The following is a 26517-nucleotide window of genomic DNA, read 5'->3' on the forward strand; positions in this document are numbered from 1 at the left end:
TAGAGATGACACGAATGCACGAATACTCCGCGCGCGACGAGTTCGAGACCGGCGAGATGGACCTCGAGGAGCGCCAGGCGCTACGCCGCGTGGCGGGCCTCTCCACCGAACTCCAAGACGTCTCCGAGGTCGAATACCGGCAGCTGCGGCTCGAGCGGGTCGTCCTGGTCGGCGTCTGGACCTCAGGCACGGCCGAAGACGCTGAAAACTCCCTGCTGGAGCTCAAGCTCCTGGCCGAGACGGCGGGCTCCGAGGTCCTCGAGGGCCTCATCCAGCGCCGCCAGAAGCCCGACCCGGCCACGTACATCGGCTCGGGCAAGGCGCTCGAACTCCGCGACGTGGTCGACTCGACCGGCGCCGACACCGTGATCTGCGACGGCGAGCTGGCCCCTGGCCAGCTCCGCCAGCTGGAGGAGACGGTCAAGGTGAAGGTCATCGACCGCACCGCGCTGATCCTCGACATCTTCGCGCAGCACGCCAAGAGCCGTGAGGGCAAGGCTCAGGTCGAGCTGGCCCAGCTCCAATACCTGCTGCCCCGCCTGCGCGGCTGGGGTGGCAACCTGTCCAGGCAGGTGGGTGGACGCGCCGCGGGCGGTGTCGGCATCGGCGGCCGCGGCCCCGGTGAGACCAAGATCGAGCTGGACCGGCGCCGCATCCGCGAGCGCATGGCCAAGCTGCGGCGCCAGATCAGCGGCATGTCCACCTCGCGCGACACGATGCGCCACCGGCGCACCCGGCGCGAGGTCCCGGCCGTGGCGATCGCGGGTTACACCAACGCCGGCAAGTCCTCCCTGCTCAACCGGATCACCGGTGCGGGAGTGCTGGTGGAGGACGCGCTGTTCGCCACCCTCGACCCGACCGTACGCCGGGCGCACACGCCTGACGGCAGGCTGTTCACGATCGCCGACACGGTCGGCTTCGTGCGCCACCTGCCGCACCAGCTGATCGAGGCGTTCCGCTCCACGCTGGAGGAGGTCGCCGACGCCGACCTGATCCTGCACGTGGTCGACGGCGCGCACCCCGATCCGGAAGGCCAGCTCGCCGCCGTACGCGAGGTCTTCGCCGACATCGAGGGCGCCTCCGACGTGCCCGAGATCGTGGTGATCAACAAGGCCGACGCGGCCGACCAGGAAGTGCTGGACCGCATCGCCAGGCGCGAGCGCGACAGCATCGTGGTCTCGGCGCGCACCGGTGCCGGCATCGCCGAGCTGATGGCGCTCATCGAACGCGAGCTGCCCAGGCTCGACCACGAGGTCCTGTTGCTCATGCCGTACGACAGGAGCGACCTGATCTCGCGGGCCCACAAGGAGGGCGAGGTGCTCTCGGTGGACCACGTGGCGGACGGCACGATCCTGCACGCACGCGTGCTCCCGAGCCTGTTCCAGGAACTGGAGCGGGCCGGCAAGCCTGTCGAACGCGTCTCTTAGGCGTCGCAAGCGGGCAGCTCCGCCAAAATCACTGCAGGGCTGCCCAAAGGCGGCAGTGGTCCCTGAACGCTGGGATTGCTAGGATAAGCCGAGTCTTACGACACTAATGGCGCGGGTTTCGCATGATCGCTGCTGTGAGTGAGGTCGCGTGCGGGGGCCACAGGGGTTCAATGGGGTCGAGTGGCGGTTGGGAAGAGTGGGCTTTCTTCCGAATAACCCTGTACAGCAAGCCCACCTGTGAAATAACGTAACTGAACTGAAATCGCCGGATCATGAGTCCGGCGATACGGTCACCGCACAGCCATAGCGGATGAGAGCAGGAGACCCCCCATGTCGTCCGGACCCGGAGCCGACTCAGTGGGCGCGGCGTCAGCCGTGCGCTGCTGGGTGCTGTGCTCGCCTGGGGGATCCCGCGGGGCGGTGATGCGGTGACCGTTCGGCTTCTGACCAATATCGGCCGCCTCTGGACCGGCAACGAGGTTCTCAGCAACGCGGCCATCCTCGTACACAACGACCGGATCGCGTGGGTCGGGCGGGCGCCCGATCTGCCGCAGAGCGTGCCCGGTGTCGTTGACGACATCGTCGACGTGGACCACGTCGAAAACCTGGGTGGCGCGCTCGTCACGCCCGGCCTCATCGACGCGCACACCCACCCGGTCTACGCGGGCAACCGCTACGCCGAGCTGGCGATCCGCACCGGCGGCTCCACCTCGTCGGCGATCACCGCGGCGGGCGGCGGCGTGGGCTCGACCGTCACCGTGACCCGCGGCACCGACCCGTGGACCCTGTGCAACGGCGTCCGTGAGCGGCTGCGCGGCTGGCTGCTCAGCGGCACCACGACCGTCGAGGCCAAGACCGGCTATCACCTCACCCGCGACGGCGAGCTCGCCGACGTGCGGCTCCTGCGCGAGCTGGAGAAGGAGCCGATGATGCCGCGGGTGCACGTCACCTTCCTCGCGGCGCACGTGGTGCCACCGGAATACTTCGGCCGGCAGCGCGAATACGTCGAGGCCGTGGGCGCCTGGTGCGCCGACGCGGCCGCCGCCGGTGCCGACAGCGTGGACGTCTACTGCGACGAGGGCCACTTCACCACCGAAGAGTCCCGCTGGGTGCTCGCCTCGGGCCGCAACGTCGGCCTGCTGCCGCGCATCCACGCCGGCCTCTTCAGCCGCCGCGGCGCCGTCCAACTGGCCGCCGAGCTCGGCTGCGCCTCCGCCGACGGGCTGCACCACATGTCCGAAGAGGACATCGCGATCATGTCCCGCTACGGCGTGCCCGCCGTGGTCTGCCCCGCGACGGCGCTCCAGCGCGGCCACCTGCCGCCGGTCCGCCAGATGATCAAGCACGGAGTGCAGATCGCGCTCGGCAGCGACCACAACCCCGGCTACTGCGGCATCACCTCGATGTCCCTGGTCATCGCGATGGCGGTGTCGGCGTTCGGGATGAGCGTCAACGACGCGCTGCGGGCGGCCACGCTCGGCGGCGCCACTGTGCTGGGCGCGCCCGACCGCGGCGTCCTGGCTCCCGGCCGCCTGGCCGACATCGTCCAGTGGGACGCCGACCACGAGGGCGCCTTCGCCTGGTCCTTCGGCCTCAAGCCGCGCCGGGTCTGGCGGGGTGGAACCCCGGTTCAGTAGTTAATCTCGGACTATGCCGCCATCGGTGCTCGTGGTCACAGATTCAACTGCTTACCTACCTCCGATGCCTGGTGTCGCTTTTGTTCCTGTACAGGTGACTTCCGGTGGTTTGTCATACGACGAGAACTTATTCACCGGAGACCTGTCGTCGGCGACCACCTCCAGACCCGCACCCGCTCACTTCGCCTCGTGCTACGCGTCGCTGGCGGCCGGCGGCGCTTCGGGCGTGGTCTCGATCCACCTGTCGGGTGAGTTCTCCGGTACGGCCTCCGCCGCGCTGCTGGCCGCCGCGGAGTGCCCGGTGCCGGTGGAGGTCATCGACAGCCGGTCGATCGCCATGGGGCTCGGCTACCCGGTGCTCGCCGCCGCCCGTACGGCCGCGGCGGGCGGATCGCTCGCGGAGGTGGCGGCTGCCGCCCGGCGGTGCGTTGCGCGTACCCGGACGTACTTCTACGCCGACACGCTGGAGTACCTGCGGCGCGGCGGGCGCATCGGGACGGCGGCCTCGCTGGTGGGTTCGGCGCTGATGATCAAGCCCCTGCTGCACCTTGTGGACGGGCGGGTCACGCTGCTGGAGAAGGTACGGACGGCGGGCAGGGCCATCGCGCGGCTGGAGGATCTGGCGGTGGCGGCCGCTGAGGGCGAGGCGGAGGTGCGGGTGGCGGTGCAGCACCTGGGGGCGCTGGGACGGGCGGAGGGGCTGGCGGAACGACTGGCCAAGCGGCTGCCCGGGATCGTGGAGATGCGGGTGGTGGAGGTTGGGGCGGTTATCGGGGTACATGTGGGGCCAGGGATGCTGGGACTGACGGTCACCTCAGCCGACTAGCCGTACTGACCACGGACGCCTGACCACCCGCCACTTCCTTCAGGCCGTTCACCATGTCGTCCACAGGCTGGCCCGCCATGCCTCGGTTGTCCCCAGAACCTCGTTCACCGCTCTGCGACCCCCAGCCGGTCTCGTACCTTCGCTGCCGTGCGCAACCACGATGCGACAGCCGAGCGGACCATCGCCGAGTCCCGCCTACGGTCGATCACCAGCCCCAGCCTGCCCGGCGGCGCACTCCAAGATCCGCATGACCCGCCCATGGGCTCAGGCCGGCCCCCGCTCCCGCCTGAGTCACCTCTGGGATCAGGCCGCGCACCGCTCCCACACGACCCGCCACCAGGGTCGGATCGCCCGCTGCCCCCGCACGACCCGCCCCTGGGATCAGGCCCACCTTCGCTGCCGCATGACCCGACCCTGAGGCCAGGTTGGGCCCCCATCCCACCCTCGTTCGAAGCCTTCCGCCAGGCCGTCACCACCAGGCCCCCCGCCTCCCTCGACCCTGGCAAGCCAGGTCTGCGCATCCTGATTGCCCTGGCCGTCCTGGCCGCAGTGGTGGCAGGCGTGATCGCGTGGCGCTCCCAACCCACCCCGGAGCCCCTCCCCGCCCCGATCCCCAGCCCACCGGTGCCCTCCAATCCATCTCCCACGGCCAAGGTGACCGTCCACATCACCGGGAAGGTCCGCAAGCCGGGCCTCTACACCCTCGCCATGGGAGCCAGAGTGGCCGACGCCGTGACAGCCGCCGGTGGACCCCAGCGCGGCACCGCCACATCCTCGGTCAACCTGGCCAGACGTCTCGTAGACGGCGAACAGATCGTCATAGGCGCCCCATCCGCCCCCACCCAAGCAGACCCCGCCACCACAACACTCGACCTCAACTCGGCCACCCCCGACCAACTGGAGCAACTCCCCGGGGTGGGCGAGGTCCTGGCGGCCCGCATCGCCGACTTCCGTACCACGCACGGCGGCTTCACCAGCATCGACCAGCTGCGCGAGGTCAGCGGCATCGGCGCGAAGAAGTACGAGGAAATCAAGGGAAAGGTACGCGTCTGATATGCCCCACGACCTTCCCGCCTCCCCCCACTCCTGGTCCCTGACTCTCCCCGGTCTGGCCGCCTGGGCCACCGCCCTCACCCTGCTGAGCTTCTCCCCAACAACGAGCCTGATCGTCTCCATCCTGGCCATCGGGTCCGCAGCGGCCCTTCTGGCAGGCTCCAGATTCGCGCGCATACGCAGACACCCCTTGCTCACCCGCCCGCCCCTGACACCTTCCTCACCCACCAGGCCGCGTCTGACGCCCTCCTCGCCCACCCGCGTGCCCGCGACGCCTTCCTCGCCCGCTCGTACGCGCTCACCGTTTACCCGCACGGCCCTAACGTGCCTCTCACCTACGCGCGCCCTCGCGCGCTTCTGGCCTGGACACCCGCTTGCCGCACGCTTCCGAGCCGCCCGTTCCCTCTCCGTGCTCAGGCGGATCGTGTGCGCTCGTCCGTCCTCGGGACCGGTTCCCGGCGCCGTTCGACGGCTCTGGCGCAACGTGGCGATCGCGACCCTCACCTGCGTCGCCGCGACCTCGGCTTCGGTAGCCCTGCGCGTCCACGCCGTGAGCACAGGCCCGGTGGTCGCCCTGGCGGCCCGCGGAGCACAGGTCACCGCACAGATCACCCTCACCGACGACCCGAAGGTCAGACGCCACCGAGGCGGACGCTTCACCCAAGACCGAATAATCGTTCCCGCCACCCTGACCCTGCTCCAAACCCCGGCAACCCGACTCGCCGTGAACACCCCCGTGATCGTCTTCGCCCAAGGCGCCGAATGGACCCGCCTCCTCCCAAGCCAGCGCCTGGAAGTGACCGCCCGCCTCGCCCAGGCGACCCCGGGCGACCTGACAAGCGCCGTTCTCCTCGTCCGAGGTCCACCACATGTCCTCACATCCCCGTCATGGATCCAAGCCGCGGCAGGCACCCTCCGAGCGGGTCTACGGACGGCCGCGGACGTACTCCCGGTAGACCAGCGCGGCCTCCTTCCGGGCTTGGTCGTAGGCGACGTCTCCCGCATGGACCGACAACTCACCGCCGATCTCACCGAAGCAGGCTTGAGCCACTTGAACGCGGTGAGCGGGGCGAACCTGGCGATCGTCGCAAGCGCCGTCCTGGCCGTCTCCCGCCTGGCAGGCCTCCCGCTCGCCCTGAGAGCCGTCCTCGCGGCCGTCGCCATGATCGCGTTCGCCGTGGTCGCACGGCCCTCGCCGAGTGTCCTCCGAGCTCTGCTCATGGGCCTGACCGCCGCCGTAGCCCTCGGCACCGGCCGGACAAAGGATGGCGTGGCGGCCCTGTCGGCGTCGATCCTGCTGCTCATCCTGTTCGACCCCGAACTGGCCCACTCGTACGGCTTCGCCCTGTCGGCATCCGCCACCGCCGGCATCCTCCTGCTCGCTCCCCGCTGGCGAACCCGCCTCACCGGCCCTGACCCGGCGGAGACCCCGACCAGTGCCGCCATCCACGACGCCTCGGACCCCGAGAGGCCCGTCTCCACCCGGGCCGGCGACGCCGGGCGTCACAGCGACTCGGCATCCCGTGGCGCCGTCGCCTCTGATCCGGCATGTGGCGGTGGTGTCACGTCCGGTGCAGTGCTTGGTGGTGCTGTGGCGTCGGATTCGGCGTGGTGTGGTGGTGGTGCCTCCGTTCCGGCATGTGGTGGTGGTATCGCGTGCGCTGCGGCGCTTCGTGGTGCTGTGACGTCGGATCCGGTGCGGTGGGGTGCCGTGTCCAATTCGGCGACTTGTGGTTCTGCCACATTCGGCTCGGCGGTCTGTGGAGCTGTCGCCTCCGGCTCGGTACTTCGTGGTGCCGCCACGCTCGATACGGCGTTCGACGGTGCAGCCACATCCGATGATGTCCTGGCGTCGGCGGCGTCGCCCTCTGCACCGATCCGTTCTCCGCCGAAGGGTCGTCTACGGCTTCCTCGATGGGCGGCGGAGGCGGTGGCCGTGTCTGCGGCGGCGCAGGTCGCTGTGACACCGGTTCTCGTGCTGATGTCCGGCCAGCTCACCCTGGTGGCGATCCCCGCCAACCTGCTCGCGGGCCCGGCAGTGGCGCCCGCGACCATCCTCGGGTTCGTTGCCGCGCTGGTGGCTCCCCTTTGGCCTCAGGCGGCTCAATGGCTGGTCATCCCGGCCGGGTACGCGGTCGGCTGGATCATCATGGTCGCCCAGTGGGCCGTGGGCGTGCCGCTCGCCACACTTCCGTGGCCGGGCGGGCTTCCTGGGCTCGGCCTCCTGGTGATCGCCGTGGCTGTGGCGATTCCCGTACTTCGACGCCGTGCCTGGCGGACGGTGGCTCTCACGATGGCCGGCGTGGCACTCGTGGTCGTGCTCGTCGTTCGTCCCGTGGCCAAGCCATGGCCGCCTCCGAACTGGCTGATGGTGGTCTGCGACGTCGGACAGGGTGACGGCATTGTGCTGGCGGCCGGTCCCGGCCGGGGGATCGTCGTCGACACCGGCCCGGACCCCGTCGTCATGGACCGCTGCCTTCGCAGACTGGACGTACGCGACGTACCCCTGCTGCTCCTCACGCACCCGCACGCCGACCACGTGGACGGACTCCCCGGCGTACTCAAGAACAGGCACGTCGGCGCGGTCGTCGTCAGCCCGCAACGCGTCGCCCAGCAGGAGAGCAACCGCATCGCGACCATCCTCGCCCGCCACCGGATCTCGGAGTGGACACCGCCCGCGGGCAGCCGCTGGCAGCTGGGCCCCTCCGAGGTGACCATCCTCGCCCCCGATCCGTCGCAGGGTAAGGCCGGTGGCCAGGGGGAAGGCAGCTTGATCAATAATGCCAGCGTCGTGGCCTGCGTACGCTGGCGAGCGGGCTCGGCCCTCCTGAGCGGCGACATCGAGACCGAGGCCCAAGACGAACTGCTGCGCCGCCTCGCCCCGCGAGCAGACGTACTCAAGGTCCCGCACCACGGCTCGCGCCGGCTGGACCCGGCCTCTTCCGCATCCGTCGGCGCTCGGGCGGCACTGATCAGCGTGGGCGCCGACAACGACTACGGCCATCCAGCGCCGTCCACGATCGCGCTCCTGCAACGCCTCGGTGCCCGCGTCTACCGCACCGACCAGTCAGGCGACCTCGCGGTGATCGACCAGGACGGACGGCTGGCGGTGGTCGCCCGTGGCCCGTAGCCAACGGTCTGCTGTCGGTGGCGTCCTTCACCAGCGTTCCAGGGCAGGCAGTGGTCGACGAGTGGGCGGCGGCAGGACTGCGAGGTGAAGGCGCCCCGCTCAGGCGAAGTCGCCCGCCCAGGCAAGGGGCGCTCGCCCCCCTCCCGGCGAGCGCCCCTTGTCTGAGCGGGCGCCTTCGACGCGGGCCCAGGGGGCTGGTGGCGCACCACATCTGTGGCCCCCGTCTGGAATCCCCGCCCGAGATCCCGGCTGCGGCTCACGTTTGTGGCTCAGCGCATAAGCGGTGGCTCAGCAGCAGGCGGTGCTAAGCGCATAGTGGTGACGACTCAGCACGTCAGCGGTGCTCAGCAGGTCAGTGGCGGTTTGGCGGGTGAGCGGTGCTCGGCACGTCAGTGGCGGCCGAGCACCTCAGTGGCTCAGCACGTCACAAGGATTGTCGGTACGCGAGCCACGTCTTCCCCGCGACCGCCGCCCTGGCCCGGAACTCGCGCATCTCCTCCGGCCCGTACCGGGCCTTGTAGATGCGGAACCGTGTCCACAGCGCCGCCAGCCCGATCACCGCGTCGGGCGGGGCGGACGTCCACGACGGTACGCGGGACAGTAGCTCGTCCACCTCCGGTGGGGTGTGTCCGGCTTCGACGAGGCGTGGGGCGAGCATGGCCGCGTCGATCCAGGCCGCGCCCCGAGCGGCGTACGACCAGTCGATCACGTACACGCTCCCCTGTGAGATGAGCATGTTGCTCGAACCGAGGTCGTAGTGCAGCAGGGTGTTGCCGCGGAGGTCGCTTGGCTCGAAGCGTTCGATCGCGGTGTCGTACAGGTCGCGGTCGGCCGGGATGCCTTTGTCGCGTAGGTGGGAGTCCTTGGCCAGGAGCGGCAGGATGTTGTCGATGACCGGCGCCCCTCCCCGGGGGCAGGGCGTGAGAAGGGCGCCGAGCAGGGAGACCGTGTCCAGGACGACGGGCAGGTCGGGGGAGCCGGGTGTCAGGTCGACGTGGCGGCTGTTGTCGTTGATGTACTCGAACACCGTCACCAGCCAGCCGTCCTGCTGCCCTCGCCACAGCAGGTGCGGTGCGGGAGCCTCGTCGGGCAGGACGCTCGCCGCCCAGGACTCCGTACGGTGTGCCTTGGCAGCGATACCGGCTGCCTCGACGGCCTTGATGAACACACTGTGGTTCTCGGTCTGGAGCCGGGCCGCGATGCCGGGCATGATGCCTTCGCCGGCGGGCTCCGCCTTGATCACCGGGCCGCCGCATTCGAGCTCTACCCTTTCGCGTACGCTGACCGGCAGGTCTTCCCATTGCTGGCGGGTCATCGTCATCCTCCACTTCCGGAGTCGTCGGCGCAGCCGGAGTAGCACTGACCGCATCTGCCGTCGGGGATCCACAACTCGACGTCCACCGGGAGACCGGCGGCACGCATGGCTTGTACGGTGGCGCCGACTCGCTCAGCCGCGGGGCGGAGCGCTTCCCCTGCCGGGTCGTCGGGCCTGTGATGGATGAACCGTCCGGCCACCTGCTCGCAGAACGCCGCGTACTCGCGGGTGTGAAGCAGGAAGGCGTGCCAGCCCTTGTCCACCTCTTCCGAGGGTGGCAGACCGGCGTCCGGATTGAGGGCACATGTGGCAAGAAAACCGAGTGTCTGCCGCATGATTCGCTCGGCGTAGGCGGTGGTGGTGCAGTAGTCGCGTGCGACTCGCTCGATCAGCCGATCGAGCAGGCCCACGTCGACGAGGTCGCACGGATCGGTCAGGGTCGACCGATCCAGCAGGGGGATCATTGCCGTGCTCCAATCGTGAGGTGGGGGCTACACGAAGGGATGGGCGCTGCCAAAATGACCCGCGGGACGCCTGGCGGTGGTTCGGGGAGCCGGCGGACAGCGGGTGAGAGCTGTGAGGACGCGGTGCGGGGGGTGATACGCCGAAAGTGCGGTCGCGGAGCGCGGACGGCGGTGAAGTCGCGGGCCGGCATGTGGAGACGACCGCAGATAAGGCGGTGGGTGACACAGCGGGTTCCTCACAGAGGTGGTTCTTTGCTTGCGGCGGCCGGGGTTTTGGAAGTCCGGGAGCCTTCCGACCGCCGCGAAGTGGTCCGACTTGAAGGTACGAACCAGCGTCGCCGCAGCTCAAGTAAGTTTCGAAAAGTTTCTTAAAGATCTCGGCGAGCCGCGTCGATACAAGCCAGCGCGGGCTGCCCGTACACCGCTACCTCGGCCAGTGCCGTGAACGCCTTCTCGTAGACGGCGACGTCATCCGGTTTCTTGATCCGGAACTGCGCCGCCACCCCATCCACCCGGACCTCGCTGGCGTCGTACAGCCAGAAGTTCTCCGGCGGCATGACGGGGGGTTTGCGGGTGTACGGGAGGATGCCGAGGCTGACGTATGGATTGTCCCGGGTGTAGGTGGCCAGTCTGTCGAGCTGGGCGTTCATCCCTGCGGGGTTCACCATGGGCGTGCGCAGCGTCTGCTCGCCGAGCACGAACACGAAGCGCCGCACGCCGCCGAGCGACTGCTGCTGCGCCATGCGCGCGGCCACGGCCCGGTCCAGGTCGTCGGGTATGCCGCGGAAGGAGATGATCGTGGACAGGTGGGCGCGGGCGTACGCCTCGGTCTGCAGCAGGCCGGGCACCGTGGAGTGCTGCCACACGCGTAACCGGGTCGTCCGCTCGTACAGGGGGATGAACGTTTCCTGGACCTGACCGAGTCCGTTCCGCTCCAGGCGGCGCCATTCGGTGTACAGCGTGTCGATATGACGGGCGGCGGCGAGCAGGTCGGGGATCTCGTGTTCGGCGCCGCAGGCGGTGGCCCAGGCGCGGATGTCGTCCTCGCTCGGGACCTGCTGCCCGTTCTCGATCTTGGAGATGCGGGCCTTACGTCCGTGCCACCCCATGGCCTCGGCCAGGCGTTCGCCGGTCATCCGCCGGCCGTCCCCCGTATGGGCGGTGCGGAGGTCCTTGAGCCGGGTGGCGAGCGACATCCGCGCTTCCATGATCGTGCTGTGACTTGTCATGGGTCACCTCGGCTCGGGCGATGGAGTTGCTTCGAAGCTACGCCCGGGTTCGGCATCGCGTCAGTAGGGTTTCTTGAAAATCATGACGAAACCCTACTGAGTAGGATTTCGTCGGATGTGGCCGCTGCGTCGGATGTGCCACGCGGCCGGCCCATCAGTCGTTCACATTTCAGGCCCATAGCTCAATCGCCGACGCCGTCGATGATCGAGTGAGCGCGGTGGGGGCAAATACGTGGATTCGCCCCCGCCGGGACCGGCTGTGGCGAGCTGTTCGGTACGGCGGGAAAGGTGGTCACGCGTGGCCGCGCGCCAGCTCCCTGTCCGCCTCCTCCTGCACACCGTCAAGATCGTCCGCGATCTCGGCACCCGCCACCGCGTCCGGCAGGTGGTCCTCCATCAGCCGCAGTGGCCGATACCACAGGCCCAGGGCGCCCCACACCACCAGCAGCGCGCCCGTCACCGCCAGGAGCAGCCCCACGCCCCGGCCCGGGCCGACGCCGACGAGCTGAGCGACGATCGTGCCGTCCAGCGCCCCGCCAGGCTCCAGCAGCGGGCCGAAGAGGTCGGACAGGGCCGGTGCGGTGAGGAAGGCCAGCGGCGTCATGGACACCGCCAGCATCTGGTTGGTGGCCAGGACCCGCCCCTGCAGCTCCAGTCCTACCTTGAGCTGGATGATCGACAGCCAGTGCGCGTTGAGGATGCTGAGGAACAGCCACGACAGCAAGCCGCCGGCCGCCGCCAGGGCGACCGACGGGCGTAGTCCGATCAGCAGGACGCCCAGGCCGAAGCCGCTGACGAAGCCGACCATGCCGATCGCCCGCCGCTCCGTGCCGCCCCAGAACACCATGACCAGCGCCCCGAGCACCGCGCCCATACCCTGCGCCGCGGTCACCGTGCCGACGGCCGCCACGTCGCCGAACGACAGCACGGTGGGTACGGTCACCGCCAGGGCGAGCATCCCGAGGTAGTTCTCCACGACGAAGAACCCGATCATGATCATCAGCGGGCGGCGCCGTACGAGGAAGCGCCAGCCGCCCACCATGGCCTGCGTGAACGTCTCCTCCAGCCGGTGGAACATCCGGTCGGGGAAGCGCACCAGTAGCAGTGTGGACAGGCCGATGACGAAGGTGGCGATGTTCACGGCCACCACGCCGTGCACGCCGATCAGCGTGATCAGGGCCGCCCCGGCCAGCGGGGCGAGCAGCATGCCGAGCCCGGTACCGAGGTTGGCGACCGCGTTGGCCTGCATGAGGTACGGCTTGGGCACGAGCTGCGCCACGGCCGCCAGGTAGGCGGGCCGATGGAAGGCCGTGACCAGCGACAGCACGCCGGAGATCACACCGACCTGCCACACCTCCAGCCGCCCGATGACCAGCAGCGCCACCAGCACGGCCGTCGCGACGGCGGACATGGTGTCGCAGGCCAGCATCACCAGCCGGCGGTCCACCCGGTCCGCCACGGCCCCGCCCAGCGGGGAGGCCAGCAGCGACGGCAGCGTTGCCAGCATCGAGACCAGCGCGTAGTCCGACACCCGCCCGCTCTCCTGATAGGCCCACACGCCCAGGGCGAACGCGGTGAGCGCGCTGCCCAGCAGCGAAGCGGTCTGCCCGACCGCCATGGTGTAGAAGCGGCGCAGGTCCCTGCGGGCACGCTCGCCGACCACCTCGACCTCGCCGATCGGTGGCGGCATCCGACCCGCCGCCCAGCCGTCGAGGTGACCGTCGATCAGCTCGGCCAGGAGTGGTGCCTGGTGCTTGAGGAAGTAGTGGCCCGCGCGGGGGATGGTGGCGAGCTCCACACGCTCGGCGAAGGCGCCCCACTCCCGGTAGCGCTCCTGATAGAGCTCGGTGGAGCGGTCGCGCTCGCCGATCACGCACAGCACCGGCGCGGCCAGCTTGCGCGCGCCGTCGATCACGCCGTTCTCGTCGCTTCGGCGCGTGCCCGCAGCGGCCAGCTCCCCGCTGAACCAGGCCTGTGCCTCCTCCACGTCATGCCGCAGGCCGCGTAGCATGATCGCGGTGTCGCCGGTGTCCTCGTCGAGCGCGCCAAGCGTGCGCAGGAAGTCGCGCTGCGACCGGTCGGATGACCACCTGTTCGCCGGGAACTTCCGGTTCCACCAGGCGGAGATCCGGCCGGGTAACCGGGCGTCGGGGAAACTGCCGCCGATGAACAGCCCGGCCACCGGCACGCCCGACTCCTCCAGGCGCAGCGCCAGTTCGGTGGCCGAAGCCGAGCCGACGCAGTGTCCGTAGAGCGCGATCGGCCCGGTGGTCAGCGGGGCGAGCTCCGCCATCACCCGATCGACCAGCTCGGGCAGGGAGAGCATCGGCTCCTCGGGCCGGGCCGGGTCGTGGCCGGGCAGCTCTACGGCCAGCACCGCGGTGCCGGGATGCCGGGTCGCCAGCTCGGTCGCCAGCGGCCCGTAGGCGGCGGCCGAGCCACCGCCGTACGGCACGCACAGTACGGTACGGCTCGCCACGGCGGGCCCCGCCAGCCGGTGCAGCAGCCCGGGCTCGGCCCCGTCGTCCGAGTCGAGATGGGTGGCCAGCTCGCGGATCGTCGGCCGGGTGAACAGGTCGATCACGCGCAGCGCCGGATCGATCTCCCTCACCGCGCGCACGGCCATGAAGGAGTCGCCGCCGAGGGCGAAGAAGTCGTCCTCGATGCCGAAGTCCTCCGTGCCCAGCACGCCCGCCCAGACCGCGGCGACGCGCAGCTCCGTCGGCGTGCTCGGGGCCACCCGTTCGCCCGCCGTGGCCACCTCGGGCATCGGCAGCGCGGCCCGGTTGACCTTGCCGAGCGGGGTGAGCGGGAGCGTGTCGAGGACGACGATCGCCGGCGGCACCATGTATTCGGGCAGCCGCTCCCGCAGACCAGCCCGGACCGCCGCGAGGTCGACGGTGGCGGGTGCGATCCACGCGGCCAAGCGGCGGTTGTGCGCCTCGCCGATCGGCAGGACCGCCGCCTCCAGCACGCCCGGCTGGTCGTGCAGCGCCGCCTTGACCTCGCCCAGCTCCACCCTGAAGCCGCGGATCTTGACCTGGTCGTCGACCCGCCCGAGGAACTCGACCAGGCCCTCCGCGTTGAGCCGTACCCGGTCACCGGTCCGATAGCACCGGGTGATGCCGGTGACCGGGTCGGGCACGAAACGCTCGTCCGTCAGATCGGGACGGCCGAGATAGCCGCGCGCCAGACTGGGACCCCCGATCCACAGGTCTCCCGGCACGCCCGCGGGCAGCGGCCTGCCGGCCGGGTCCACCACGTAGCAGTCGACGTTCGCCAGCGGCCGGCCCAGCGGGACGGCCGCTGTGCCCGTGGGCGCCTCCGGCGCGGTGCAGCTCAGCACGGACACCGTGGTCTCCGTGGGACCGCAGTGGATCTGCAGCTCCAGGTCCGGTCTGGCCGCCCTGATGCGCTCGGCCAGCTCCCATGAGGTGGCCTCGCCCGCCAGGATGAGTAACTCCGACGGCAGCATGGCGGCCAGGTCGCCGTGCGCCCCCAGCAGCTCCAGATGGCTGGGCACCATCTTGATCACCTCGACCGGATGGGCGGCGAGGTAGCGCGTGTAGGCGTCGGGGTCGGTGCCGGTGTCCTGGTCCACCAGGTGCACGGTGGCGCCGCTGATGAGCGCCCCGAACAGGCAGGTCATCACCAGGTCCGAGGCCATCGTGGAGACCACACCCCAAGAGGCGTACTCGCCGTCGATCCGCTCGGCCACCGCCCTCAGGTAGTGCAGGACCGCCCGGTGCTCCACCGCCGCACCCTTTGGCCGCCCGGTCGAGCCCGACGTGAACAGTACGTGGGCCAGGTGCTCCGGCAGGACCGGCACGTCAGGAGAGGTCTCCGGCAGGTCCTCGGCCAGCACGTCCTCCAGGACCAGAGCGCCGGGCAACCGCGCGGCCAGCGCCCGCTCGGCCAGCACCAGCCGGGCTCCGCAGGACACCATGTACGCCAACCGGTCGTCCGGGTAGGCCGGTTCGAGCGGCATGTAGGCGGCGCCCGCCTTGAGCACGCCCAGAATCGCCGGGACGAGCGGTCCGTGCCTCTCGGCGAGGACGCCGACCACGTCGTCGGCCCCGACGCCGGCCGCGAGCAGCCGGTGCGCGATCCGGTTGGCCTGCCAGTCGACCTCGGCATAGGTCAGCGTGCCCGCCGGGTCGGTGACGGCGACGGCCTCAGGCGTACGCGCCGCCCAGTCCTCGAACCACGCGTGCAGCGGCCTGGACAGGTCGTAGTCCCGGCGCGGTCCCGCGATCAGCGGCCCGGTCACCGGCTCCAGGGGCACCGCGGCGGCAGGGGAGTCGAGATCATCGAGCATCCCTTTCAGCAGCGTCACATACCAGCCGGCGACCCGTTGTGCCGTGCCCGCGTCGAAGAGGTCGGCGCGGTAGGCCAGCGAGCCCTCGTAGCCGTCGCCGGCTTTGGCCAGCGCCAGGTTGAGGTCGTACTTGGCGATCCGCAGCGGCGGCTCGAAGACCTCGACCTCCAGCCCGGCGAAGCGCGGCGGCTCCGGCGAGGTGTCCACGACGTTCAGCACCGCCTGGAAGATCGGCGTGGTGGCCAGGTTGCGATCCGGGTGCAGCACCTCCACCACACGCTCGAACTGCGTCTCCCGGTGCCCGAACGCGTCCAGTGCCGTGTCGCGGACCCGAGCGAGCAGCTCGCGGCCAGTCGGCTCGCCTGACCGGTCACCCCGCATGACCAGCGTATTGACGAAGCAGCCCAGTATCCTCTCGGTGTCGGGGTGCAGGCGGCCCGCTTCCAGGACGCCCACCGGCACGTCGTCGGTGGCCGACACCCGGCCGAGCAGTTCCTGCCAGGCCGCCAGCAGCACCATGAACGGCGTACCCCCGATCTCGGCGGCCGCCGCCCGCACCCTTGCGGCCAGCTCCGGGCCGAGCTGGACGGGCACCTCGTCGCCCGCCCAGTCCGCGATGGACGGGCGCGGGCGGTCAGTGGGCAGGTCGAGCACTGGTTCGAGGCCCACGAGCCGGTCGGTCCACCAGCTCACGTCGCTCTCCGGCTGCCCGGCGAGCCACTGCGCGTAGTCGCCGTATTGCACCCGCGGCTGCGCCGGGCGCTCGCCCAGGCCGAGCCCGGCGGTGTAGAGCGCCGCCAGCTCGGCCATCGCCACGTCCCTCGACCAGGCGTCGAAGGCGATGTGGTGCACGGTCAGCAGGAGCACGTGCTCGTCGCCGTCCATGCGGTACAGCACCGCTCTGGTCGGCGGCTCGGCACCCAGCGCGAACGGCCGGTACGCCTCCCGCTCCAGCCGTCCCGCCAGCAGTTCCCGGTCGGCCACGTCCTCGACCGTGATCGGCACCAGGTCGGCGCCGACCACGGTGGTGTGGTCCTGGTCGACCAGCGTGCGCAGCACCTCGTGACGCTCGGCCAGCTCGCGCACGGCGGTCAGCATCGCTGCGGTGTCCAGCGGGCCGCGCAGCCGGACGGCCGTCGGGACGTTGTAGGCGCCCGCGTTGCCCGGCTCGGCGAGCTGATCCAGGAACCACAGCCGGGCCTGCGCGGGTGACGGCGGGGCGGGCGATTCCCCGGTCCTGGCGGGGATGCCGGGCACGGTACGGGCCGCGGTACGGCGGGCGGCGGCCAGCCGTACCGCCAGCCGGTCTTGCAGGCTCTGCCGCGCCTCGGTCATCTGTCCGCCTCCAGCTCCGCCATCAGCAGCGTCTCGACGGCCGAGGCGAGCGCGGCGAGCACCGGCCGCTCGAACAGCAGCCGCACCGGCACCTCTATGGCCAGCGCCTCCGTGAGACGTCCGGTGACCAGCAGGGCTGCCAGCGAATGGCCGCCGAGCCGGAAGAAGTCGTCGTCGACGCCGACCGTCTCCAGTTGGAGGACCGCCTGCCAGATCTCGGCGACCAGCAGTTCGGCGTCGCTGCTCGGCGGGATCAGGGTCCGGGTGGTGGCGTGGTCCGGCTTGGGCAGCGCGCTCCTGTCGACCTTGCCCGACGAGGTGGTGGGCAGCGTGTCGAGCGCCATCCACCGGCGCGGGATCATGTAGTCGGGCAGCCGCTCGCCCAGCGCGGCCTCCAGCGCCCCGGTGTCGGCCACCCTGTCGCCTGTCACGCCGACCAGGTAGCCGACGAGGTGCTCCTCGTGCACGGTGACCACCGCGTCGGGTGCGCTCTCGCGCAGCGCGGCCTCTATCTCGCCCAGCTCGATCCGGTGACCGCGGACCTTCACCTGATGGTCGCGGCGGCCGAGGAAGTGGAGCGTGCCGTCAGGGCGCCAGCACGCCAGGTCACCGGTGCGGTAGCGGCGCTCGCCTGGCGCGAGCGGATCGTCGGCGAACGCGGTCGCCGGGGCGCCGCGGTAGCCCCTTGCCACGCCCGCGCCGCCGATCCACAGCTCACCGGGCACGCCCGGCGGGACGAGCCGACCCACCTGGTCGAGCACGCAGGCCCGCTCGCCGGGCAGCGGCCCGCCGATGGGCACGCTGTCGCCGACGGGAGCGGTGATCCTGGTCATGGTGGAGTAGATGGTCGTCTCGGTCGGGCCGTAGGAGTTCCACAACTCACCCACGCGGGCCAGCAGGGCGCCGGCCAGCGCAGGGTCGAGGACCTCGCCGATGCTGACCACGCGGACGTCGGCGCCGCCCGACCAGCCGGCGGCGACCAGCATGCGCAGCGTGGTGGGAGTGGCGGTGAGCAGCGTGACGCCGGAGCCGTCGATACGCCGGGCCACGGCGCGGCCGTCGACGGCTGAATCGCGGTCGAGCAGTTCCAGGCGGAGCCCGTTGCACAGGCTGACCCACAGGTCGAAGCCGAAGACGTCGAAGGAGAACGGGGTGAGGCCGAGCATGATGTCGTCGTCGCGGATGCCGGGCGTGACCCGCATGGCCGCCACGAACGCCGTCAGGTTGGCATGGGTGACCTCGACGCCCTTGGGCCGGCCGGTCGAGCCGGACGTGTAGAGCACATAGGCCAGCCCATCAGACGTGGTGGCGGGGGCCGCGTCGCCGTCCGGCAGGGTAGCGAGGTCGGTCAGGTCCAGCAGGGTCGCCCCGGTGGACTCCGCCAGCCCGCGCGCGACCGGGACGGTGTCCCCGGCCGCGAGCACGACGCCGGCGCCCGAGTCGGCGAGCTGGTGTCGCAGCCGCTCGGCCGGATGGCCCGGTTCGAGCGGCACGTAGGCCGCGCCCGCTCTGCCCACGCCGACCAGCGCGGCGGGCAGATGCCGGTCACGCGGCAGGCACACGGCCACGACGTGGCCGCCTTCGGGGGCGGGATCAACGGCGAGTGGTTCGCGCAGGGCGGCGGCGACGCGGGCCGACGCCTCCGCCAGCTCGGCGTACGTCAGCTCGCCCGCGGCGTCCGCCACCGCGACCCGCCGGGGGTGGCGGGCAGCCTGCTCCAACACCTCGTGCACGACGGTGGCCGAGCCGGCCTCAGCCAGAGGCGCGCCGGTGCCCCAGGCCAGCAGCGTGGCCCGCTCTTCGGCGGTGACCAGCTCGAACGCCGACAGCGGCAGTTCAGGACCGGTTGCCGCGGCCTCCAGTAGTCGCATGAACCGGTCGGCGAAGGACTCGGCCTCCTCCCGGCTGAAGTGGTCGATGTCGTACTCGACCTGGACCTCGACGCCCTCGACCGTGGTGTTGACGAACAGTGTGAGCGGCGCCTGAGCCCCGCCGCCGCTCAGCTCGCCGAGCAGCTCCACGCCGAGCCCGTCGCGCTCCAGCCGCACCGGTACGGCAGGCGGCTGGTAGGAGAGCACAACCGGGGTGAGCATCGTGCCGCGAGGACGCTCGATGCCGGAGACGGCCAGACGTTCCTCGGGGGGCAGGCCGACGTGATCGAGCGAGCGGGCCGTGGCGACCGCCGCCTGGGTGACGGCTTGCCGTACGGACAAGTCGCCGTCGATGCGAAGGCGTACGGGAAGCACGTCGACCAGTGGGCCGACGAGCCCTTCCAGTTCGGGATGGGCGCGGTCGGCGACGGCCGCGCCGAGCAGCACGTCAGGCCGGTCGGTCTGCGCGGCCACCAGCAGGCCGAGCACGGTGAAGTAGATCGCGAACGGGGTAGTGCCAGTCGCCGCGGCCAGCTCACCCACCCTGGCCGCCATCCGCGGCGGCACTCCGCGCACCAGCCGGGTGCCGCGGAAGCGGCTGGGGCCGCTCTGCGCGCGGGCCGACAGGTCGTACGGAGGCGCCGCCCCGGCCAGCTCCTCGGCCCAGAACGCGCGCAGGCGCTCCATCCTGGCCGGGTCGGCGGTCAGCTCCTGCTCCAGCAGCGCCACGTCTCCGACCTGGACGGGCTGCTCGGCGACGGTGCCGGTCAGCGCCGCCATGAGCGTGGCGTTGGACCAGCCGTCGTAGGCGGTGTGGTCGGTGACGATGATCAGCTCGGCGGTCCGCTCGTCGTGCCAGAGCAGGGCCGCGCGCAGTAGCGGGACGTCCGCGGACAGGTCGAAGCCGTGGACGGAGAGCTGCTCGGCCAGGCCGGGGGAGTAGCGGTGCTCCTCCAGCGGGACCGGCGCGGGTGACCGTACCTCGGCCACCGGCTCGCCGTCCTCGCCGACCACCGTGACGGTGCGCAGCACCTCGTGTTCACGGACCAGCGCGTCCAGTGCGGCCCTGACGGGCTCGGCCGAGCCGAGTCCTGTCAGGCGCAGGCGGAAGGCGAGCGTTGTGGCGTTCCTGGTGCGGCTGACCTCACGCAGCAGCCACATGCCGTACTGCGCGGAGGTGAGCGGGTAGCGGTCCCTGCCCGGGTGGCGGGCCAGCCGGGGTGCGCCGGATCCGGATGGCGTGGCCTCGGCGGCCTCCACGAGCGGGGACAGCTCGGCGATCGTGGGCCGGCCGAGGAACGTGGTGAGCGCCACCCGCGCGCCCAGTTCCCGCTCGATGACCGCGCAGATCCGGGCCGCGGCCAGGGAGTGACCGCCCAGGTCGATGAAGTGATGGTGGATGCCCACCCGCTCGACGCCGAGCACCGCACCGATGATCTCAGCGAGCCGCCGCTCGATGTCGTTCCGCGGCGCGACGTAGGCGCCCAGCTCGGGGGCGAACTCCAGTACGGGCAGAGCGGCGCGGTCGATCTTCCCTGTTGGCCCGAGCGGGATACGGTCCAGGATCGCGATTCTGGACGGCACCATGTAGTCGGGCAGCCGCTCGCGCATCCATTCGCGTAGCCCCGCCTCACTCAGTTCCGCCCCGGTGGGCCCGGCCTCATCCCCTGCGACCGGCTGCACGTAGGAGACCAGGCGCCGTACGTCGCGTGCGTCAACCTGGGTCAGCACGACGGCGTGGTTCACGCCTGGATGCCGGGTCAGGGTGCCCTGCACCTCGCCCAGCTCCACCCGGAACCCGGCCACCTTGACCTGGTCGTCGTTGCGGCCCGCGTAGTGGTAGATCCCGTTCTCGCGGCGGACGAGGTCGCCGGTGCGGTAGTGCCGCACGCCATCGTCGTCGGTCACGAACCGCTCGGCGGTCAGCTCGGGCCGGTTCAGATAGCCTCTGCCGACCAATGGCCCCGCCACCCACAGCTCCCCGATCTCGCCCTCGGGCAGCGGCCGCCCAGCGGTGTCGCGTGCGCTGAGCACGGAACCGGCATAGGCGGAGCCGATCGGCGGCTCGCCCTGTCCGTCGCGGAGCACCTCGGAGGAAGTGCAGGTCACCGTGCATTCGGTCGGCCCGTATACGTTTACCACGCGGTGCACGCCAGGGTTGGCGTAGATGCGATCGGCCAGAGCCCTGGTGAACGGCTCACCTCCGGCGATCACCATGCGCACACTGGCGGGGAGCGGCTCGCTCAGCAGCGCTACCAGTGCGGAGGGCGCGCCGTACACGGCCGTCACCTCGTCGCGGGCAGGGAGCGCGGACAGCGCCAGCAGGTTGTCGGCCACGATCACGGTCCCGCCGCAGAGCAGCGGCAGGAACATCTGCGTCACCGAGGGGTCGAAACACACCGACGTGGCGAACAGCATGCCGCCCAGCTCGTCGGGGTACCGCCCTGCCTCGTAACGCAGCAGCGCCATGGCGTTGCGATGCTCGATGACCACGCCCTTGGGGCGACCGGTCGAGCCGGAGGTGTAGATCACGTAGGCGGCGTCCGTCGGCTTGCCGGGGACCGAAGGCGCGGTCCGGCCCGTGGCTCCGGCGCCGTCGCCCACGGACTCGATCAGCAGGGCTTCGGCGCCAGAGGCCCGCAGCACCGCCTCCTGCCTCCGGGCCACCGGCTCCGAGGTGATGAGGTGGGCCATCCCGGCGTCGGCGGCGATGAACTCCAGCCGGTCGGCGGGATAGGCCGGGTCGAGCGGCACGTAGGCGGCGCCCGCCTTCCACACTCCCAGCAGCGCCGCGATCAGCGAATCGTCTCTGTCCAGGCAAACGCCCACCGAGTCACCGGGGCCTGCGCCCCGGGCACGTAATTCGCCGGCGATCCGCTCAGCGCGTGAGTCGAGATCGGCATACGTCACGCGGGTCGTGCCCGCCACCACAGCGATGCGGTCAGGGGTGCGCCGCACCTGCTCTGCAAGGGCCTCATGAACCCGATCGGTCTTGAGGATGGTACCCACCACGCTTCTCCCAGTCAGGGGCGAACTGATCGCGGCAAGACTGACAGATCGTGAGGTGGGGAGGGTTTTTGTCAGGTTCCGTTACCGTAACAATGATCATGGCATTGGGTGAGCCTATATGCCCGGATGGTAGTGCCCGGCTCGGCAGATGGTTGACGACACTCCTGCGCGGGCGTCCAGCAGAGCGCCCACCTCCCGCATCGGTAAGGGGGCCCGCATAGCGGCGTCAACGCCGTAACTCAATCATGCGGCGAAGCCTGGACCGGGCAGTTGCGCCTCTCGTTGGACGAGTTGCGCGGTGGCTACCCGCGCAGCTCGTAGGCTCCGTAGACGAACCCGTCGTGCGTGAAGGGGATCTGCTCCACCGCGGCGGCGAGCGCCAGGGTGGGGATCCGCCGCAGGAGGGCGGGGTAGGCGACTTGCAGTTCCATCCGCGCCAGGGGCTGGTGCGCCCCGTACCCGAAACTCACGTGGAGCCGGGCGTTGCGCTGGAGGTCGAGCCGGTCCGGGTCGGGGAAGACGGACGGGTCGCACGGATCGTCGCCGTCACGGAGGAGGACCAGCTGCTCGGGGTGCCGCAGCAGGGCCAGGGTCCCTAGCGTGATCCGTCGGACTCGGGGCGGAATTCGAGCCGGCCAGGAAAGCCGACCAGCCCGGGATCGGGCAAGGATTCGAAGAGGTCTTCCTCCCCTGCTGCGAGGGGTGGATGACCAAATCAGTCATGCCTCCTTCGTCTCACAGAGAGCGCCGGAGCAGCCGGCGAGACTCGCGATGGCGACACAAAGTCGCACTAAAGGTCTCTCAGTGTGCGACCACCGGCGGTAGATGGCGACGAGGGAGAGGTCAATATGCGGGGTCGCCAGGATTTCTTGGTTCTGTTGGCGGGAGTTCCCGTATCTTCGGAACGATCACGTTCTCCGGTTTCCCGTTCGCCATGTCGGTCCACGAATTAGGGGCACCGTCAAGAAGGGTGAGATGCGCCGTCTGATCGCGCCTGATCTGTGCTTTCGTCTGCCCTGCAGAACGCAGCCGGAAGCGGAGGCGGCAGGGATGCGCGCCGCCGCCGAAGGGTGTTTCGGGCGACGGGACTCGCCGAGAGTTCGGCCGCCGGCACATGGCCCCGCCCAGGCGAGAGGCGGTCTCGGAGGCGGGATCGTTCCCTGTGTATTCCGTCGGCGGTGGCACTCCTGGGCCTGCCGCCGGCGCCGGCCGAATACCGCGGAGCAGGCATTGCCGCAGGCCGAGGCGGAATTTCTTCTGGTTATGGAAGCGCGCCCTGCAGGTTTCGAACCCGCAATCGGGCGTCACTCACACAGACGCTCCGCTGGTGAAGCGACTGCTCGGCTTCATTAAGCGTGTGCTCACAATCACGCTTCGAAGTTCAGAGAGCCCCGGGTAGAACAGAGAGGCAATTTCGGCACTCACATAATTCCCGAAATGCTCTCGCCATGGCATTCCGCAAATCCTGTCAGAACAGTATTGACACTCCCCTTTGTCCACTTGATAATCAACAATGGCAGTCGATGGCGATAAACTATCGCCATTCTTGCCGCCGCTACCGCGCACAGGCAGGCCTGGAGAGGCGGCGGGTGACGCCGCTCTCCTGCCGGGACACGCGAACGGCACCACCTGCGCGTACACCCGCGATCACGGATGGCATTGGGCAGGTGGGGATGACGACGGTCGGAGAACCGGATCGGGCCGCTCCCGGCGGGAGCCTGCCGTGGGCGGGCGGCGGCGGGGCGGCGCGGTGGTACCGCCGGGACCCGCTGGGGTTCGTCGAACAGGCGGCCCGTGAGCGGGGCACAGTGTTCCGGCTGCCCGACGATGGATCGCTCTGCGTGGCCGATCCGGTGGAGGCCTTGCGGGTGCTGCACGACGAGGAGGGCAACTACGACCAGGTGTCCGACTTCTTCCACGTCCGCGGCGGCCGGCTGGGACCGCGGGCGCCGCAGGTCGCGATCGGGCGGGCGGCCCGCGCGACGTTGCGCGCCCACCTGGCCGCGCACCGCGAGCGGCTGCCCGCCGTCGTGGCGGAGCTGGGGGAGGTCAGCGAGTGGCCCTCGGCCGGACGCGCCGCCGTGCACCGGTTTCTGGCAGAGGCGCTGCTGCGCCCGGACAGCTCGCCAGCCCTGCGGGAGCTGATGACGCAAGTGATGCGGCACGATGTCCTGATCCGTCCCAGCGGCCGGCTGGCGCGCGCGGCGCGGTGGGCGCTGGGGGCGCGCGTGGTGCGGGCGGTCACCGGCGAGGTGCTCGTCCGGCGGGCCGGGCCACAACCAGGCGGGCCCGGCGACCTGCTGGACGCCATGCTCAGGGTAACTCCGCCCGATACGCCTGCCACGCAGGTCGCCCAGGTATACCTGCTGCTGTTCCGAACCTCGGTGGCGCCGGTAGGCCACGTGGTCGCCTGGGCGCTGCTGGCGGCCGCGACCCACGGCGTCGACCTGGCGGCCGTGCCCGCAGAGTCAGCCGTACGGGAGTCGCTGCGGCTGTGGCCGGTGGCGTGGCTGCTGGGCCGCCCGGTACATCGCGCCCATCAGGTCGGCGGCGTGCGGCTGGAGCCCGGGGAAAGCGTGTCGGTCTGCACCTACCTGTTACATCGCGACGAGCGGCAATGGCCGCAGGCCACCCGGTTTCGGCCCGACCGGTGGGACGGCCCCGGTCCTCGCGGGCCCTACCTTCCGTTCGGTGGCGGCCCGTTCACCTGCGCCGGCGCCGCCGTCGCCCACACCCTGGCCACCGAGCTGCTCGCCGCCGTGACCGACGGCGCCCGTCTGGAGGTGCGGGGCGGCCACGGATACCCCCACGTGGCGGGCATCATCACCCCTCCGCCGTTCCAGTTGCGCCGGATCCCACGCCAGGTTTGACCACCATCGGTCACCAAGAGAGGAGGTGAGCCACGTGAGGAAGCTGCTGCGCCGCGTTACCAGCCGCCGGATCAACCGGCAGGCATGGTTCATCTGGTAAGCCGTATCCCGTCGGCCGTGCCGGGCCAACAGCCCGGCGCGGCTCCCGACGTGGCGCGGCCGACGGGATACGTGAGCTCAGGAGGCGCGCATGGCGCATGTGGATGAGACGCTGGCGGCGTACGAGAGCATCGCGGTCCGGTACGACGAGCTGAACGCGCGGATGGACACCGCCGGACTGGTAGACCGCTTCGTGGAGGCGGTGGATCGGTACGGGCCGGGCGGGCGGCGGCTGCTGGACGCCGGGTGCGGTACCGGCCGCAGCAGCGTGGCCTTTCGCGAGCGGGACTTCGAGGTGACCGGCTACGACCTGTCCCCGGCGATGGTGGCGATGGCCCGGCGCCGGCCTGGCGCCGAGGGGATCCGGTTCCTGGTGGGACGGCTGCAGCAGCCCCCGCCCGGGCTGACGGGCTTCGACGTGGTCGCTTGCGTGGATGTGCCAGTGACGTACCTGACCACTACAGACCAGCTGCGGCGGTCGCTGGCGGCCGCGCGCGATCAGCTCGCTGAGGACGGGGTGCTGGTCTTCGACCTGAACACCATCGGCTACTACCGGCGTACGTTCAGCGTCCCCGCAGTCGTCGACCAGGGAGACCGGTACGTGGCCTGGTTCGCGGTGTCCCCGCGGATCGAGGCCGACGCGGTCGTGGTCACTCAGTTCGACCTGTTCGAACGGGCCGGCGCGGGCTGGGAGCGGGTGTCGATGCAGCACGTGCAGCGGCACCACTCCGACCGGACGGTGCGCCGCGTGGCCGAGCGGGCCGGGCTGTGCGTCGTGGCTGCTTACGGGCTGGTGGGGACGTCGGCGCGGGAGCCGGCCGACGAGGACGACCACGACCGGATTCTGTACGTCGCCCGCCGGGTCGGCTGAAGCCGGCCGTCTATCGCACTCAGACTCGAACGTGCGGGCGTGTGGATCGTCGAGTACCGGCTTGTCGGTGGCGCATGGCATGCTGCTCGACATGGCGGGAACCCATCCAGCACTCGTGACCTTGGTCGTCGGTGACGAAGAGCTGCTGGCCGAGCGGGCGGTCAGCGGTGTGATCGCGGCGGCGCGGGCGGCCGACGGCGGCGCGGACGTGCACGATCTCATCGGCGGGAAGGTGACGCCGGGGGAGTTGACCCAGCTGACCTCGCCGTCGCTGTTCGGTGATCGTTCGGTGGTGGTGATCCGGTCCGCGCAGGATCTCGTCAAGGACGTCATCGCGGAGGTCGTGAAGTATGCCGCGCGCCCCTCCGACGACACCGTGCTCGTCCTGGTCCACCCGGGTGGGGTGAAGGGCAAGGCGCTGGTCGACGGGGTCAAGAAGGCGGGGGCGAGCGTCGTCACCGTCAGCAAGGTCACCAAGGCCGGCGAACGGCTCGACTTCCTCAAGAACGAGATCAAGCGGGCGGGGCGCGGCATTTCACCCGATGCCGCGCAGGCGCTGCTCGAGGCGGTGGGCAACGATCTGCGGGAGCTGGCCGCGGCGTGCAATCAGCTGGTGTTCGACACGGAAGACAAGACGATCAACGCGGCGGCCGTGGCCCGCTATCACAAGGGCCGGGCGGAGGTCACCGGGTTCAACGTGGCCGATTCGGCGGTCGAGGGGCGGCTGGCCGAGGCACTGGAGCAGCTCCGCTGGGCGCTCGGCACCGGAGTGGCCCCCGTGCTCCTGGTGAGCGCGCTGGCGGGAGGGCTGCGGGGCCTGGCCAAGGTCGGTGGAGCGCCGCGCAACCTCAGGGGCGGGCAGCTGGCGAGCCATCTCGGCATGCCGCCGTGGAAGATCGACCGCGTCAAGCGGCAGCTGAACGGCTGGGGCCCGGAAGGCCTGTCACGGGCCATCCAGGCGGTGGCCGACGCCGATGAGCAGGTCAAGGGCGGCGGAGCCGACCCGGCGTACGCTCTTGAACACACGGTGCAGGTGATCGTCGCCAGCCGCACCGGCCGCTAG

15 protein-coding genes are annotated in these 26517 nt (G+C 70.7%); 9 read left to right on the top strand and 6 right to left on the bottom strand.

Annotated elements, in window-relative coordinates; genetic code table 11:
- The first annotated feature begins 14 nt into the window (after positions 1 to 14).
- The 5 genes from hflX to AB0B91_RS48670 all read left to right on the top strand — a co-directional run bounded on the left by hflX (position 15) and on the right by AB0B91_RS48670 (position 8073).
- The gene (gene hflX / locus AB0B91_RS48650) at positions 15 to 1427 is read left to right on the top strand and encodes a GTPase HflX (protein ID WP_358336607.1); all 1413 of its coding nucleotides are present in this window, start codon (positions 15 to 17) and stop codon (positions 1425 to 1427) included.
- Positions 1428 to 1855: 428 nt separating this feature from the next.
- Positions 1856 to 3064, top strand: coding sequence for an imidazolonepropionase (hutI, locus tag AB0B91_RS48655; protein ID WP_219527611.1), 1209 nt, complete (start codon positions 1856 to 1858; stop codon positions 3062 to 3064).
- A 13-nt stretch (positions 3065 to 3077) separates the two neighbouring features.
- Entirely contained in the window at positions 3078 to 3890 is an 813-nt protein-coding gene (locus AB0B91_RS48660; RefSeq protein ID WP_358336329.1) for a DegV family protein, read from the top strand.
- Positions 3891 to 4451: 561 nt separating this feature from the next.
- Positions 4452 to 4943, top strand: coding sequence for a ComEA family DNA-binding protein (locus AB0B91_RS48665; RefSeq protein WP_358336332.1), 492 nt, complete (start codon positions 4452 to 4454; stop codon positions 4941 to 4943).
- A 484-nt stretch (positions 4944 to 5427) separates the two neighbouring features.
- Positions 5428 to 8073, top strand: a complete 2646-nt coding sequence (locus tag AB0B91_RS48670; RefSeq protein WP_358336335.1) for a ComEC/Rec2 family competence protein — start codon at positions 5428 to 5430, stop codon at positions 8071 to 8073.
- A 424-nt stretch (positions 8074 to 8497) separates the two neighbouring features.
- Here AB0B91_RS48670 and AB0B91_RS48675 read toward each other — a convergent pair whose 3' ends face one another.
- The 6 genes from AB0B91_RS48675 to AB0B91_RS48700 form a co-directional block, all read right to left on the bottom strand.
- The gene (locus AB0B91_RS48675) at positions 8498 to 9388 is read right to left on the bottom strand and encodes a phosphotransferase (RefSeq protein ID WP_358336338.1); all 891 of its coding nucleotides are present in this window, start codon (positions 9386 to 9388) and stop codon (positions 8498 to 8500) included.
- Positions 9389 to 9390: 2 nt separating this feature from the next.
- Positions 9391 to 9852, bottom strand: a complete 462-nt coding sequence (locus tag AB0B91_RS48680; protein ID WP_358336341.1) for a hypothetical protein — start codon at positions 9850 to 9852, stop codon at positions 9391 to 9393.
- A 368-nt stretch (positions 9853 to 10220) separates the two neighbouring features.
- Positions 10221 to 11081 carry a helix-turn-helix transcriptional regulator gene (locus AB0B91_RS48685; RefSeq protein ID WP_358336344.1) on the bottom strand — a complete coding sequence of 287 codons (861 nt, stop codon included), beginning with the start codon at positions 11079 to 11081 and terminating at the stop codon, positions 10221 to 10223.
- 292 nt (positions 11082 to 11373) lie between these two features.
- Positions 11374 to 16734 carry an amino acid adenylation domain-containing protein gene (locus AB0B91_RS48690; protein WP_358336347.1) on the bottom strand — a complete coding sequence of 1787 codons (5361 nt, stop codon included), beginning with the start codon at positions 16732 to 16734 and terminating at the stop codon, positions 11374 to 11376.
- Positions 16731 to 21614 (bottom strand): amino acid adenylation domain-containing protein, encoded by a 4884-nt coding sequence (locus tag AB0B91_RS48695; RefSeq protein WP_358336350.1) that lies wholly within the window; start codon positions 21612 to 21614, stop codon positions 16731 to 16733. Before AB0B91_RS48695 ends, AB0B91_RS48690 begins: the two co-directional genes overlap by 4 nt.
- A gap of 302 nt (positions 21615 to 21916) precedes the next feature.
- The gene (locus AB0B91_RS48700; protein ID WP_358336353.1) at positions 21917 to 22045 is read right to left on the bottom strand and encodes a hypothetical protein; all 129 of its coding nucleotides are present in this window, start codon (positions 22043 to 22045) and stop codon (positions 21917 to 21919) included.
- 39 nt (positions 22046 to 22084) lie between these two features.
- Between AB0B91_RS48700 and AB0B91_RS48705 the strand changes: the two genes are divergently transcribed.
- From AB0B91_RS48705 to holA, 4 genes are all read left to right on the top strand, one after another.
- On the top strand, positions 22085 to 22213 hold the full coding sequence (locus AB0B91_RS48705; protein WP_358336356.1) for a hypothetical protein: 129 nt from the start codon (positions 22085 to 22087) through the stop codon (positions 22211 to 22213).
- Positions 22214 to 23287: 1074 nt separating this feature from the next.
- Entirely contained in the window at positions 23288 to 24484 is a 1197-nt protein-coding gene (locus AB0B91_RS48710; RefSeq protein WP_358336359.1) for a cytochrome P450, read from the top strand.
- Between the two features lie 190 nt (positions 24485 to 24674).
- Positions 24675 to 25454 carry a class I SAM-dependent methyltransferase gene (locus AB0B91_RS48715; RefSeq protein WP_358336362.1) on the top strand — a complete coding sequence of 260 codons (780 nt, stop codon included), beginning with the start codon at positions 24675 to 24677 and terminating at the stop codon, positions 25452 to 25454.
- 79 nt (positions 25455 to 25533) lie between these two features.
- Positions 25534 to 26517, top strand: a complete 984-nt coding sequence (gene holA, locus AB0B91_RS48720) for a DNA polymerase III subunit delta (RefSeq protein ID WP_358336610.1) — start codon at positions 25534 to 25536, stop codon at positions 26515 to 26517.

It is taken from the genome of Nonomuraea sp. NPDC049141, from assembly GCF_040648415.1.
In the GTDB taxonomy this organism is placed as follows: Bacteria; Actinomycetota; Actinomycetes; order Streptosporangiales; family Streptosporangiaceae; genus Nonomuraea.